The organism is Cobetia crustatorum, assembly GCF_000591415.1.
GTDB classification, from domain to species: domain Bacteria; phylum Pseudomonadota; class Gammaproteobacteria; order Pseudomonadales; family Halomonadaceae; genus Cobetia; species Cobetia crustatorum.
The window spans coordinates 1-13847 of record NZ_JEMF01000012.1 but is presented as its reverse complement, the minus strand read 5'-3'; the positions used below and the strand labels follow the sequence as shown (position 1 = coordinate 13847).

Here is a 13847-nt window from a genome sequence, read left to right as displayed (position 1 = left end):
CTCCATGCTTTTTGAGGTAGCCGCCATAGAGTGGTGAACCTGACACGGATATGAGACAGCCCATGAGCCTTACCCATCTCAATGCACGCGGCGAAGCCACATGGTGGATGTTGCGGACAAGCAGGAAACCCGTCGTGAGGCACGTGCGAGTGCTCGCGTCAGCATGCTGCCTGCCACGCTTGCACTGCTGGCGGAGGGCGGGCTGCCCAAAGGCGATGTACTGGCCACGGCACGTATTGCCGGTATTCAGGCTGCCAAGCGCACACATGAATTGATTCCACTGTGCCATGCCTTGATGCTGTCAAAGGTGACGGTCGACTTCACGCTTGATGAAGTGAATAGCTGCGTGAATGTACAGGTGTTTTGTCGTCTCAACGGGCGCACAGGTGTGGAGATGGAAGCGCTGACAGCAGCCTCGGTTGCCTCGCTGACCCTCTATGACATGTGCAAGGCAGTGGACAAGGGCATCGTGATTGGTGATATCCAGCTCGAGACCAAGACCGGCGGCAAGAGCGGGGACTGGCAGCGTGACAATGCGCCTACCGCTTCTGCTGATGTAGCCTCGACCGGCGCTGCGCTAGCCGATTCGCTCTCGATGGCTGCCAGCTCTTCCATGACGAACTCTTCTGAGGCTAACCCGGTCTTTACCAGTCCTTCTGGCGTTAGCGCGGCTACCGCACGTACGGATAGCGAGAGTAAAACGCTGCGGGTGCTTTTCTTGGCTGAGTTGCGTGAACGGTTGGACCTCGAGTCCCTCGTGCTGAATCCCGAGACGTTGACGGAGGCTACTGTCGGTGGCCTGAAACGCACGCTGGCGCTACGCGATCCTCAGCTGGAAGCACTGAATGACACGCGCGTACTCTGTGCCGTCAATCAGGACATGGTGCGCGACGACCATCCGTTGCGGGCAGGCGATGAAGTTGCCTTCTTCCCGCCCGTCACAGGAGGCTGAGATGTCGATGCCTTCTTCAACCGATAAGCAGGCTTTTTCTGTCAGTATTCAGGTGGATGATTTTGATATCCGTGCAGAGCAGCGGTATCTGACGAATACACGGGGGCAGGTGGGGGCTATCGTTGCCTTTACTGGCTTGGTGCGCGACTTCAATCAGCGTCCTGACGTGGTTGCGCTGACCCTTGAACATTATCCTGGCATGACCGAGCGCAGCCTCGAGCAGCTGCTTGATGAAGCACGTGAGCGCTTTTCTCTCAATGGGGCGCGCATCATCCATCGTGTGGGTCGGCTCGAACCTGGCGATAATATTGTATTGGTGTTGGTGGCGAGTGCCCATCGTCAGGCCGCTTTTGCGGCATGTGATTTCCTGATGGATAACCTCAAGTCGCGTGCGCCATTCTGGAAAAAAGAACACACCGCTTCCGGTGATTATTGGGTGCGTGAGCGCACCAGCGATCGTGATGCCCTGATGCGCTGGCAGCTGCCAGTATCAGAGGCTGCTACAAACATGACCGAGCATCCTGACAAGCCTGACCCTTCATCGCTCGGCGTGCCTCAGACTTCAGGAGAAACGTGATGGAAACCCTGGTCGATGACTTCGGTCGTCGCATCCGCTATGTGCGTTTGTCTGTCACTGATCGTTGCGACTTCCGCTGTGTTTATTGCATGAGTGAGGAGATGACGTTCCTGCCGCGCGATGAGGTGTTGAGCCTCGAAGAAATCGCCCTGCTGGCACGTGCTTTTGTGGAGCTAGGTGTTGAAAAGATTCGCCTGACGGGCGGTGAGCCATTGGTACGCCGTGATATTGGCACACTGGTTGAAGAGATTGGTGCGCTGGAGGGGCTCAAGGACTTCTCCATGACGACCAATGGTTCTGGGCTGGTCAAGCATGCAGCACGTCTCAAGGCGGCGGGTATGAGTCGCCTGAATATCAGCCTTGACTCGCTGGACCCTGAGCGCTTCAAAGCGCTGACAAGGACTGGAGAGCTTGCCAAGGTGATTGCAGGTATTCGTGCAGCACGTGATGAAGGTTTCAGGATCAAGCTTAATGCCGTCGTGCTCAAAGGACGCAATGATCATGAGGTGGTTGAGCTGGTCGAGTTCGCTCGGCAGGAAGGACTCGACATCAGCTTTATCGAAGAGATGCCACTGGGGGAGGTGTCTGATCATGGACGTGAAGAAACGTTCTGTTCCAGTGATGATGTTCAAGCTCGGATTGAGGAACGTTACCCCCTGATTCCGACGCTAGAAGACAGTCTCGGGCCGGCGCGTTATTTCCGTATGGCAGACAGTGAGTCGCGTGTCGGCTTCATCTCTCCACACAGTCATAACTTCTGCTCGACCTGCAATCGTGTTCGCGTGACGGTAGAAGGACGGTTGTTGTTATGCTTGGGTAACGAACATTCGTTGGATCTTCGCGAGATCATGCGTCGTTATCCCGATGATATTGAACCGCTCAAGGCTGCGATTATTGATGCAATGCATCTCAAGCCCGAGCGTCATCACTTCACGACCAACGGTGATGTTCAAATCGTTCGCTTCATGAACATGACCGGCGGGTGAATTCCCTTGCATGGCTGTTTCAGCCGTGTCGGTGTGTGTCATGAAGTGCAGCGTTGATCAAGACCCCGCCATTGAGCGGGGTTTTTGTTGATCTATCCTGTGGAAACACAGCCTTGCTTTTATCAAGACTTGTTAGTTCACACTTAGGGCTTATACTTTGCTGCATTAGCCCACCTGATGCGGTATCACGCATTGATTTCAGTCTGGCTCATATCGATGGAGGTAGTAAAATGACAGCAGATTCTCTGGAAAAGATTGCTCGTAACAAGAATGTTGCTCGTGCCGCTGCGCGTCAGCTGTCCATGGAGCAACTGCATAAGCTTTCTGAAGTCATCAATGAAGTGATCGAGCAAAAAGCTGAAGAAGATGAGCAGCGTCGCGAAGAGGAAGTGGCTAAAGAACGCAAGCTAGCCGAGATTAGAGATGCCATGATCGAAGCGGGTCTTTCGGTAGATGATCTCGTCAGCGATCAGCCGAAGCGTCGTGGTCGCCCGCCGAAGAATAAGACCGCCTGATAAATAACTGCCGGTTCATGTGTTGGCGGAAAATAAAAACCGCTCGGATAACTCCGGGCGGTTTTTTTATGCGGTATTTTGGCTATTCACATTCGGCGTTGGTGGAGCAGTCTCATTCGTGATCTGATTTTACATTTCACTCATGATCATCACGTGCAGGAACAGCACGGGCTCATGGCGCAAATGATTGCGCAACCAGCGATTGATGCGACCATCCAACTGCTGCTTTAGCTCTCGCTCGTCAGTGGCTTCAAGTCCTGCGAGAGTGTCATCAAGCCATTCGGAGAAGCTCTCTTCATCCAAGCTGGATGTACCGCTGATGTCGAGCATCAATCGACCGATGCGCACCCAGCCCGCTTGTTGAAGCGTGACTGGCAGCGCGAGTGAAATACTGCCATGACGGCCGAGTCGCGCACGGGCGCGTCGGTCCATGGAGTCCAATGGCCTGACTTTATCGTGCTCGATAATGCGCTCGTGCAGTGTCAGGCGCTTCTCTACCGACAGCCCTTGGGCATCGAGACGCATCAGGTCCCCATTGACGGGAATCAGAGGGGCATCGATTCCCATCGACTGCGCCACCTGGGTATGTGCCAGTTGATGACGATATTCGCCATGGACCGGTAGCAGGCGCACAGGCTTCAGCCAGCCGTAGAAGGTGCGTAGCTCCTCTTGTGCCGGGTGTCCTGAAGCATGTAGATCCGGGAATTGCTTCTCTTCCATGATGCCTACGCCGAGACGAGTCAGCGCATTGTGCAGCTTGCCAATAGACAACTCGTTACCAGGAATGGCCTTGGAAGAGAAGATGACGGTATCGCCAGCGGCCAGTTCAAAGTCTGGGTGACGTGAATTGGCGAGGCGTGACAGTGCTGCGCGTGGCTCGCCCTGGCTGCCGGTAGCGATCACCATCACTTCTTCCGGGGGGAGATAGCCGAGGTCCTTGACGGGCACCAGCGGTGGGAAGTCGTCCAGATAACCCAGCCCGCGTGCGACTCTTACCATGCGTTCCATCGAGCGGCCGAGCAAACTGATGCGGCGGCCATTGCGCGCCGCCGCACGACCAAGAGCGAGAATACGTGCCAGATTACTGGCAAAGCAGGTGACGACGACACGGCCGCGGCAGCCGGCCAGCGTCTTCTCGAGTGCGCGCGCGACTTCGCCTTCACTGCGTGAATGGCTGGTAGAGGGGCATTGGTGGAATCCCCCACGACCAGATCGATCGGTGCCAGAGCCTGATAGCGCTCCGGGTCGGTCGGCTCACCAATCAGCGGCTCAGGGTCCAGCTTCCAGTCACCGGTATGCATCACACGATATTCCGGTGTCACGATCAGCAATGAACAGCTTTCGGGAATCGAGTGCGTCAACGGCAACAGTCGTAAGGCGAAGGGGCCTGACTCGAAGCCTTCGTCCACTTCGATGATCTGCAGGCTAGACGTCTCGAGTTCGCGCTCGGCAAACTTGGCGCGCAACAGACCAGCCGCCAGTGGCGTGGCGATGATCGGGCAGCGCCATTTGGGCCATAGCCAGGCAACGGCACCGATGTGGTCTTCATGACCATGCGTGATCACCAGCATCTTCGGGCAGATGCCTAGCCCGGCCAATGACTCGATGTCAGGAACCTGCAATGGCCCTTCGGGAAGGTCCTGGCGGATCATCATGCCGCAATCCACGGCAATCCAGTGATCCTGATAGCCATACAATGTCAGATTCATGCCGATTTCGCCGCAGCCACCCAGCGGAAGCAGGTGCAGCGGCGGACGTTGTCTCTGACGGACTTGAACGCGGGGTTTCAACATGGATGTCATGCCATCAATAAAATGTTGCTCAACTATACGGGAATCCCGCAAAGCGCCACAAATGGCGAGTTGTGATGGCGTCGACTGGTGAGGGCTTCCACTCTGACCCCGAGGTCGAATTGGCAGGAAGGACAAATGGCGAGCGAGCACTGTTCCCGCGCATGGGATCCGCTACAATAGCCTCCCCTTGCCGAGCAACAGGCTGTCGTATCAGTGCCTGTCACTTGTGCCCGCCGGTGTGTGTCACCGGTTTATCATCATTCCCGCTTTCACAATGGTTGAACTTACGATGTCTCACGCCTATCGCCTGGTGGTGTCCTGCCTGATCGGGTCGGAATTGTTTCCCGGGTCTCTACCTTCATCGCTGAGCAGGGTGGCTGGATCACCGAAGCCAATCAGCACTCCGATCTTGGTGCTGGTCGCTTCTTCATGCGCTATGAAATCAATCCCGAGTCCATCGGGTTGAGCGCTGAAGAGTTGAGCAAGCACTTTGCACCGATTGGTGAAGAGTTTGGCATGCAGTGGCGAGTCCATGACACTGCTACCAAGATGCGTGTCGTGCTGATGGTGTCCAAGGACTCTCATTGCCTGGTTGATCTCCTGCATCGCTGGCAGTCGGGTGATCTTGATTGTGATATTCCCTGTGTCATCTCCAATCATGACGACATGCGCTCTCTCGTGGAGTGGCACGGCATTCCGTTCCACCACGTACCGGTCGACAAGCACGACAAGACACCGGCTTTTGCGAGGTAGAGCGTCTGGTAGAAGCCGCGCAAGCGGATTGCATCGTGCTGGCGCGCTACATGCAGATCATCCCGCCGACATTGTGTGAGCGCTATGCGGGTCGACTGATCAATATCCACCACAGCTTCCTGCCGTCATTCGTCGGTGCCAAGCCTTATCATCAGGCGTTCGGGCGCGGCGTGAAGCTGATCGGCGCGACTTGTCACTACGTGACGGAAGAGCTGGATGCTGGGCCGATCATCGAACAGGACATACACCGCGTCACTCACTGTCATACCGCAGAAGACCTGGTGCGTCTGGGACGTGATGTCGAGCAAAAGGCATTGGCGCGCGGCCTACGCTGGCATCTGGAAGACCGTGTCCTGATTCACGGCAACAAGACCATCGTTTTTGCCTGAGATTTCTTGCCGTCGCCATCTGAGATGAGACAACAGCCGCCTTGCCCCCCCGCCGGTATCTGCCACAGCAGGTGCCGGTTTTTTTATCATTCAGTTATCTGCAAGCTGCTATTACATAAGGTATAGCTTGTTTTTACGTAAAACTTTTTAACCAGCTTTGTCACTATAAGTGATTAGACTTGCAGCTTTTCATGCTTCTTCGAGCATGGAATTACTACTAAAGTCATCATTGGCGAACGACGGGCGTGAACTTGGTTGTACAAGGCTAGTCCATGAGGGGCTGAAGCAGAATCCGGCATGCAGCTGCCACTCTTTCCACCTTCCCGAAAGTTTGGTAGCAGGCGTGCCTGACACACCTCATGGGAAGCCTTGTCATGCGTATTGCTGTTGTCGGTCGCGCTGCGACTCCCCCCCTTGAAATTCGTCTCGAACAAGATTCCCTACTTCGAGTGCTTTGCCCATCGAGTGAACCGAGTCACGCCCAGGCTGTGTCACCCTCATTTCCTGTGCTTGAGCAGTTCAGCGCCATTCATCTCTTTCCCGAAGAAGACGGTCCTGATGGGCTGCGACAGCTCGATACGTTGCTCTCGGCCATCCGTGCCACGCCGCATGGGGCGCTGATTCCCATCATCGTCGAAGGCGCTGTCACAGCGCATGTTCAGGCATTGGCCAACCAATGGCCGGGCAGCCGAGCAATGCATCTGGAGACTGTTATCGAACATCGTGAGGCACTCGAGGCGAGTGAAGCGCGTGATGATCAGGTGCTTGCTCCCTTCGAACGGCTGATGCGGTGGTGGAGCCTCTATCCAGAGCATGTGCTGGCAGTGTCTCTTGCCGCGGAGCTGAAGGCCGGGTGTCACTGGCCGCTGCTGTCGGCGTGGGGCATTGAGGCTGCTGCTCAACGCAATCTGCTGGACGCGTTTGAGCACCGCAGCTGGATTGAAGAAAAGGCGCTGGTCACGCGCACTCGTCATTGTCGTCAGTGCCGAAGCGTGCATCTCAATTATGTGGATGTATGCCCGCGTTGCCGTCACTTGGATCTCACGCCGCTGGACGGTCTGCACTGCTTCGCCTGCGAACACGTGGATCGTATGGACCGCTTCGCACAGCATGACCAGCTCAGTTGCCCGAAGTGCCGAGTTCGCCTGCGTCATATTGGCGTGGATTACGACCGTCCTCTGGAATCGCTGGCCTGCGGAAAGTGTGATCTCTGGCTGGTAGAAGGCGAGGTTGAGGCCCATTGCCTGGATTGCGGTCAGACACAACAGCCCGGCGAACTGGTTCAGCAGCGCATTGCCTCATTGCAGCTGAGCGGCGAAGGCCGCAGGGCTGTGGCAGCCCCCGACAAGGTAGGCATGTCGACGTCATTGCCCGGGCAGCGTGTGGTGCCGTCTGACCTGCACCATATGCTGGACTTGCTGGTGCCGTTGGCGCGCCGTCATTCTCATCGTCACTTGTTGATGGTGCTGTCTCACGATCGTGACGGTGAGCATGACCTTCTTGAGGGAATGGCCCAGCGTCTGGGTAGCCTGCTGCGTGATACAGACCTCATCTGCGAATACACGGCGCACCAGTGGCTGTTTCTGTTACCGCATACGCCGCGTGAACGCTTCGAGGATGTCGCGCTGCGCATCCAGTCATTGACGGACCTCAAGCATCTCGATGGACAGCTCAACATGTCGCTTGAGATGCACGAGCTGCCGAGCGAACACCATAGTGGCAAGGCATCGCAGTGGCTTCCGAACCTGCTGGTAGGCCCTCCGTCATCGGTCCCGGAATCGCTATCAGTCTCGGAATCGGCATGAGGAGGAGATCCACATGAATGAGCTGGATCTCTTCATCTCTCAGGTGCTGTGGGAACTACACTCGACGGTTGAGTGGATGCTGCATTCCTTCAAGGGGACCGTCTCCCTGTTGCCGTTGCTGATTCTCTTTGAACTGCCGCTGGCGGCCATCGTGATTACCGGCATGGTCGGACATCTTCGTAACCGTGGACGTGGCGGTCCGCATGATGCTGATACCATGCCCCAGCGCTATCCGTCAGTCAGTTGTCTGGTGCTGTGTTACTCGGAGGGAGAAGGCGTTGCCGAAAGCGCTCAAACCTTGCTACATCAGGAATATCCCGGCCATGTAGAAGTCATCATGGTGATTGATGGCGCGACGGCCAATCAGGCCACTCTGCTGGCGGCGCGGCGTCAGGCCGCGGCGTTTCGTCGACTGCCCACCGTACGCTGCGAGTGATTCCCAAGTGGCAGCGGGGTGGGCGGGTTTCCTCGCTTAACACTGGGCTTGGTTTTGCCACCGGCGAGCTGGTGTATGCATTGGATGGCGATACCGGTTTTGCGCCTGACATGATCACGCGCAGCGTGGTGGTGTTTGAGGACCCTGATGTGTTGGCCGCCGCGGGTAACCTGCGTATCCGCAATCGCACCAAGTCGTTGGTCACTCGCCTTCAGTCTCTTGAGTATCTGCTGTCCATCGAATATGGCCGTACCGGCCTTGCCCGCTGGAACCTGATCAACAATATCTCAGGGGCTTTCGGCATCTTCCGAACCGATATCGTGCGTCAAGTCGGCGGCTGGGACACGCATACCGCAGAAGATCTCGATCTCACACTGCGCCTCAAGCAGTACCAGCGTCGCCATCCGCACATGCGCTTGGCATTCATTCCGGACGCCATCGGCTATACCGATGGGCCAGAAACAGTACGGAGTCTGGCCAGTCAACGCATGCGCTGGGAGGGAGATCTTTACTTCGTGTACCTGCGCAAGCACTGGCGCGGGATTCGTCCTCGTCTGATGGGCTGGGCAGGCACCCTCTTTACGCTGACATATGGATTGGTCCAGAGCGTGGCGCTGCCCTTCGTCATCGGAGGATATGTGGTGTGGTGGTATGCCACTCAGCCGCCGGTGTATGCAGTGACCATCAGTGTATTGCTGTACTTGATCTATCTCGTGTTGTGCAGCTGGTATGCCTTGGTCGGCTTTTTGTGCGTCAGCCGCGATCCACGCTCGACATTGCGCGACATGGCCTGGTTACCGGTCATGCCTCTGTATCAATTGGCGCTACGCCTGCTCGCACTTGTCGCGATTCTCAATGAAGTGCTGCGCCGTAGCCACGAAGAAACCAGCATGGCCCCATGGTGGGTCCTGCGCCGAGGAAACCGCTTCTGATGGATATTCGTTTCGACCCTGAAAAATCCCGCCATCCTGACCAGCAGAATGGCCTCAAGGTACCTTATGCGAAAGTACGCCGTGGAGGTGGACGTTGGCGCTGGTTTGGCCTGATGGCATTGATCCTGGTGCCAGTGATTGCCTTCAGCTGGTATGCGCTTCGCGATCGCGTGTTGCTGGTGGCGCCTGCGGTATTGACCCACTCACCGCTAGTGATCACCAGCCACGTGATGCTCGGGTCGTGGCAGTGCCACAGGGGGCCGGTGAGAAGGTTTCCAAAGGAAAATCATTATTCTTGCTTGAAGACTCAGCCCTCATCGCGGATCAGAAAGCGCTTATGGACATACTCGCGACGCTACCTGCCAAAGGCGCTCAGGAGCAAAGTGAATCATTGATCGATACTGCTCAGCGCCGCGTGGCGAATGCGCAATCTTCGCTGACATTTCAATCGAGCTTGGCAGACAAGTTTGATGCGTTCAGACGTCAAGGCGAAGTGCCATTGACCGATCTGGCGAGTATTCATGTGTCGCGGGCCAGTGCTCAGGATCAGCTGTCACAGTCTCAGGAAAACCTGTTGATACAGCAGCGTGAAAAACTGCGTGCCGAACTCACTGGGCCAGTCGTCCAGCGTCGTCAAAATCTGACACGACAGCTGGCGCAGCTTGAAGCCACCATCGCTGAGCTGAATATCGATGCCCCTCAGCAAGGTTTATTGGCCAAGACGTATGTGCAGGCAGGCCAGCGAGTCAGTGCCGGTGAGTCGCTGGGCGTATTGGTGCCAGCGAATGCGCCGGAGTTACATGCTTATTTCTCCCCAAAGTATGTGGGCAAGGTGGCAGTAGGCCGGATTGCGGAGGCGCATTTTTCCGATGGGCATAGCGTTTTGGCGCGTATCGTCGCACCGCCTGAATTGACGCAGAAGTTGCCGTCGCAGTTGGCAGGGCCCTTTGATGGCAACCAGGCCATGCTGGAAGTGAGATTGACGCCGCTCGAAGAGATTGATCTTCAGCATGATGTGGAAGGTTTGCCGCTGGAAATTCGGCTGCGCTCACCCTCGGCACTGTGGGGCAGCTGGGGCGATGATGCCTCGATGGATGAGGCATCCGTGCGCCGATGAATTACGGGAAAAGTCCCAGTTGTTGAGCGTCTTCGGGTGCCTTGAGGCGCACGCCGACGCCCAGAAGTCTCACCGGGCGTTGGCCACGCAACCAGGCCTGCTCCATCAGGATGGCAAAGCTTGCTGTGCTGGGTAGTGACGTGCTCGAGGCGGGCAGTGCGCTTTCAAGCGTCGTACTGGTGAAGTCATTGAAGCGTACCTTGACGAACTGCTTGGCCAGTATGGGCTTGTCATGGCGTGCATGGCGTTGCGTCAGTCGCTCCAATAGCGCAGGAAGATATTCGAGGCACGCGGTCATGTCTGGCAGGTCATGGTCATAGGTGTGTTCGACACTGATGGATTTGCGTTCGTGTTCGACTCTGACCGGGCGGTCATCGATGCCATGCGCCAGTTCATGCAGGCGGGTGCCGAATTTTCCGAAGTGCTCGACCAGCGTGGTCAGCGGCGTCTCACGCATATCGTCACAGGTGGTGATGCCCAGCCGCGTCAGGCGAGCCAAGGTCGCGGGGCCAACACCATGTAATTTTCCGACAGGGAGCTGGCGGATGAATGCGTCACTGTTTTGTGGGGTGATCACCGTCAGGCCATCGGGCTTTTCCCAGTCGCTGGCGATCTTGGCCAGAAACTTGTTGGCGGCCACACCGATGGAGAGGGTAATGCCGGTGCGTTTGAGGGCTTCTTCCTTCAGCCAGCGCGCCATCCAGGTGGCGCTGCCCTGAAAGGCCGTCACGTCACTGACATCCAGATAGGCTTCATCCAGTGATAGCGGCTCTATCAGGGGTGTCAGCTCGATGAACAGGGCCTGAATCTCCTCGGAAATGGCGCGATAGCGCTCAAAATCCGGCGGCACCAGTATCAGCTGTGGGCACAAGCGTAGAGCACGTGCCGTCGACATGGCCGAATGGACACCGAAGGCGCGAGCAGGGTAGTTGCAGGTTGCGATAACGCCACGTTGTTCTGTGCGCCCACCGATGGCGATCGGCACATCGCGCCACTCGGGGTGGCGGAGCATTTCGACGGCAGCATAGAAGCAGTCGCAATCGGCGTGGAGTATCTTGCGCATCTACGCATGATGCAAAAAGACTGGATGGTTGTCCAGTAGTTGTCTGGCGGCACGTACCGCACTCTGATGCATTGCTGCATTGCTGCCTTGTTCCTGTATCGCTTAATGACAACGACAACGCCCGGCAAGGAGGAGTGCTCTCCTTGCCGGGCGTTGTCGCGTTGTCTTGCCAAACCTGATGACGGTGGCTCACTGAACCGAATGGCGTGTTACAGCGTCATCGAGGCGATCCAGCCAAACACGATCAGCGGAATGTTGTAGTGGATGAAGGTCGGCACCACGCTGTCCCAGATATGATCGTGTTGCTGATCGACATTCAGGCCGGAGGTTGGGCCGAGTGTCGAGTCAGAGGCCGGTGAGCCTGCATCACCCAGCGCTGCTGCAGTACCGATCAGGGCGACCGTCGCCAGCGGCGAGAAACCGAACTGCAGCGCAAGCGGAACATAGATGGCGGCGATGATCGGAATGGTCGAGAAACTGGAGCCGATTCCCAGCGTGATGAACAGACCGACGATCAGCATGACCAGCGCGGCCAGCGGCTTGTTGTCACCGATGATGTGGAAGGAAGTATCAACCAGTGTCTGGATATCGCCAGTGGCCTTCATGACCGAGGCAAAACCGGCTGCCGAGATCATGATAAAACCAATGAGTGCCATCATGCGCATGCCGGAAGTGAACAGATCATCTGCCTCGTTCCACTTGAAAAGCCCGCCGAGCGAGAGAATCGCAAAGCCGACCAGCCCACCCAGGATCATCGAACCTGAATATAACTGAATGGCCAGCGCCGCGACGATGGCGATGACAGCCATGATCAGACCGCTCTTCGTGGGAGCGTGCACCGGTGTGTGGTGAGGCACATTGGTAGACTTGATCTCGCGAGTCGCATAATCACGCGGCTTGCGATAAGAGACGAACAGTGCAGTCAGCAGGCCGAGAAACATGCCGCCGACGGGGATTGCCATTGCCATTGGCACCATGCCGCGTGTGACATTCAGTCCGAGTGCCTGGCCTGCATCATTGATATTGGCCAGCAGGATGTCGTTGAGGAAGATGGAGCCAAAACCGACCGGCAGCAGCATGTAAGGAGCCGTCAGACCGAAGGTCAATGCGCAGGCAACCGCGCGACGATCAAGACGCAGGCGGTTCATGGCGACCAGTAGCGGTGGGATCAGGATCGGAATGAAGGCAATGTGCACCGGAATCAGGTTCTGTGACGAGATGGCGACCAGTGTCACGCTACCCAGCAGGCCGTATTTGATGGCTGTCTGGCGTCGTGGCGTGGTCTGGCCGCCGAGCATGCCGATCAGGCGGGCTGCGAGCATATCCGGCAAGCCTGAGCGCGACAGGGCCACGGCAAAGGCACCGAGAGTGGCGTAGGCTAGTGCGACCTTGGCGCCACCACCAACACCGTCGTTGAAGGCTGTCATGGTGTCGGTCAATGACAGACCACTGAACAGGCCGCCAACCAGAGCGCCAGCGACCAGCGCAAAGACGACCGAGACGCGGGCCAAGGATAGACCGACCATGACCAGGACGGCCAGAATTACCGCATTCATGCGAGTACCTCGTGAGATGTGAGTGCCTGAAACGCGAGATCGGCAGGGGTGCGTGGCCACCCTATCTCGGGCAATACCTCGCATGGTGTTCGACTGATGGCGTCATCCTGAAAACCATCAAAAACGGCGCGCATCGTACCAGATGGGCGCGCCAAGCTGAATGACTGATGAACAGTGCATGCAGTTTTTGGTGCAGGTTGGCGCCGCTTGACAGCATTTTGTAGAATGCCGAGCTGCCCGGCGGCTGCAGTCGCAGGCGTTATTCAACAGGAGTGCGCATGCTGGAGCTGGAAAATGCCCGCGTAATTGGCATGGGGAATGATCGGCGCGTCTATCAAGACCCGCAGAATCCACGGCGCTGTATCAAGGTGCCACGCTATCCCGACAAGGGAAGTCGTCAGAATCAGCGCGAGCAGCGCTATTTCGAAGGGCTTGTCAGGCGTGGCATGCGTGACTGGACGCACGTACCGGCATATCACGGTAGCGTGGCGACTCATGAAGGGCTGGGCTTGGTGTTTGATCTGATACTCGACGGCGATGGCACTACCTCAAGGCGTCTGCGTGAGGTCTGCAAGGACAGCCCGGCGTCGCTGAGCGATAGCGAGCTGATAGAAGAGCTGGCAAGCCTCTATCATTATCTGGACAAGCGCTGGTTGATCCCCTCGGATCTGAATGATCGCAATGTCGTGGTGCAGTTCATCTCTGATCAGCCGCCACGTCTGTGGCTGATTGATGGCATCTCCAATCCTGATTTCCTGCCACTGGCCACAGGTGTCGCCTGGCTTGCTCGGCGCAAGATTGCGCGCCGCTATCGTCATTTTCTCAAGAAGTTGCTCAAGGGAGGGCAGCTCACGCCGGCGGACCATCAGCAACTTGAAGCTCGGTTATGGGGCGCCTGATTTCCAGAGCGCCTGATTTCCAGAGCGCCTGATTTCCAGAGCGCCTCCCTGGTCGCTGTCGATACTCACCCTTC

Annotated in this window: 11 protein-coding genes and 2 pseudogenes; 10 read left to right on the top strand and 3 right to left on the bottom strand. The window is 57.0% G+C overall.

The genetic code is table 11. The features are described 5' to 3' along the window. Positions 1-100: 100 nt before the first annotated feature. The 4 genes from moaC to BF12_RS22615 are packed head-to-tail and all read left to right on the top strand — an operon-like array spanning position 101 to position 3030. Positions 101-952, top strand: a complete 852-nt coding sequence (gene moaC, locus BF12_RS18415) for a cyclic pyranopterin monophosphate synthase MoaC (protein WP_345917342.1) — start codon at positions 101-103, stop codon at positions 950-952. Position 953: 1 nt separating this feature from the next. Then, on the top strand, positions 954-1529 hold the full coding sequence (gene moaE, locus BF12_RS18410) for a molybdopterin synthase catalytic subunit MoaE (RefSeq protein WP_024950939.1): 576 nt from the start codon (positions 954-956) through the stop codon (positions 1527-1529). Further along, positions 1529-2515, top strand: a complete 987-nt coding sequence (gene moaA / locus BF12_RS0102780) for a GTP 3',8-cyclase MoaA (protein WP_176426419.1) — start codon at positions 1529-1531, stop codon at positions 2513-2515. The genes moaE and moaA overlap by 1 nt, the downstream gene beginning before the upstream one ends. A 53-nt stretch (positions 2516-2568) precedes the next feature. Beyond that, complete coding sequence (locus tag BF12_RS22615) at positions 2569-3030, top strand: H-NS family histone-like protein (RefSeq protein WP_246116508.1); 462 nt, start codon at positions 2569-2571, stop codon at positions 3028-3030. A gap of 129 nt (positions 3031-3159) precedes the next feature. On the opposite strand, the pseudogene BF12_RS18405 reads toward BF12_RS22615, so the two are convergent. Next, a pseudogene (locus BF12_RS18405) lies at positions 3160-4739 on the bottom strand (ribonuclease J). A 373-nt stretch (positions 4740-5112) separates the two neighbouring features. Here BF12_RS18405 and purU point away from each other — a divergent pair. From purU to BF12_RS0102750, 5 genes and pseudogenes are all read left to right on the top strand, one after another. After that, positions 5113-5965 (top strand): annotated as a pseudogene (purU, locus tag BF12_RS18400) (formyltetrahydrofolate deformylase). Between the two features lie 374 nt (positions 5966-6339). Beyond that, positions 6340-7770 (top strand): TackOD1 domain-containing metal-binding protein, encoded by a 1431-nt coding sequence (locus tag BF12_RS0102760; RefSeq protein WP_156941115.1) that lies wholly within the window; start codon positions 6340-6342, stop codon positions 7768-7770. 13 nt (positions 7771-7783) lie between these two features. After that, positions 7784-8206 carry a hypothetical protein gene (locus BF12_RS22280; protein ID WP_211242373.1) on the top strand — a complete coding sequence of 141 codons (423 nt, stop codon included), beginning with the start codon at positions 7784-7786 and terminating at the stop codon, positions 8204-8206. Then, entirely contained in the window at positions 8203-9138 is a 936-nt protein-coding gene (locus BF12_RS18395; RefSeq protein ID WP_211242372.1) for a glycosyltransferase family 2 protein, read from the top strand. The genes BF12_RS22280 and BF12_RS18395 overlap by 4 nt, the downstream gene beginning before the upstream one ends. A 94-nt stretch (positions 9139-9232) precedes the next feature. Next, positions 9233-10255 (top strand): HlyD family secretion protein, encoded by a 1023-nt coding sequence (locus tag BF12_RS0102750; RefSeq protein ID WP_024950935.1) that lies wholly within the window; start codon positions 9233-9235, stop codon positions 10253-10255. A gap of 1 nt (position 10256) precedes the next feature. Here the strand turns inward: BF12_RS0102750 and dinB are convergent, their stop codons facing one another. Then, positions 10257-11318: a DNA polymerase IV gene (gene dinB / locus BF12_RS0102745; protein ID WP_024950934.1), complete on the bottom strand. Its 1062-nt coding sequence runs from the start codon at positions 11316-11318 to the stop codon at positions 10257-10259. Positions 11319-11527: 209 nt separating this feature from the next. Beyond that, on the bottom strand, positions 11528-12874 hold the full coding sequence (locus tag BF12_RS0102740) for a Na+/H+ antiporter family protein (RefSeq protein ID WP_024950933.1): 1347 nt from the start codon (positions 12872-12874) through the stop codon (positions 11528-11530). A 278-nt stretch (positions 12875-13152) separates the two neighbouring features. Here BF12_RS0102740 and BF12_RS0102735 point away from each other — a divergent pair, with 278 nt between their 5' ends. Next, positions 13153-13773, top strand: a complete 621-nt coding sequence (locus tag BF12_RS0102735; protein WP_024950932.1) for a YrbL family protein — start codon at positions 13153-13155, stop codon at positions 13771-13773. Positions 13774-13847 lie beyond the last annotated feature (74 nt).

Bases quoted from the DNA above. Each gene is read 5' to 3' on its own strand.
- BF12_RS0102735 (WP_024950932.1), top strand. From the start codon at position 13,153: ATGCTGGAGCTGGAAAATGCCCGCGTAATTGGCATGGGGAATGATCGG.
- BF12_RS0102760 (WP_156941115.1), top strand. From the start codon at position 6,340: ATGCGTATTGCTGTTGTCGGTCGCGCTGCGACTCCCCCCCTTGAAATT.
- moaC (WP_345917342.1), top strand. From the start codon at position 101: ATGGTGGATGTTGCGGACAAGCAGGAAACCCGTCGTGAGGCACGTGCG.
- moaE (WP_024950939.1), top strand. From the start codon at position 954: ATGTCGATGCCTTCTTCAACCGATAAGCAGGCTTTTTCTGTCAGTATT.
- dinB (WP_024950934.1), bottom strand. From the start codon at position 11,318: ATGCGCAAGATACTCCACGCCGATTGCGACTGCTTCTATGCTGCCGTC.
- moaA (WP_176426419.1), top strand. From the start codon at position 1,529: ATGGAAACCCTGGTCGATGACTTCGGTCGTCGCATCCGCTATGTGCGT.
- BF12_RS0102740 (WP_024950933.1), bottom strand. From the start codon at position 12,874: ATGAATGCGGTAATTCTGGCCGTCCTGGTCATGGTCGGTCTATCCTTG.
- BF12_RS22280 (WP_211242373.1), top strand. From the start codon at position 7,784: ATGAATGAGCTGGATCTCTTCATCTCTCAGGTGCTGTGGGAACTACAC.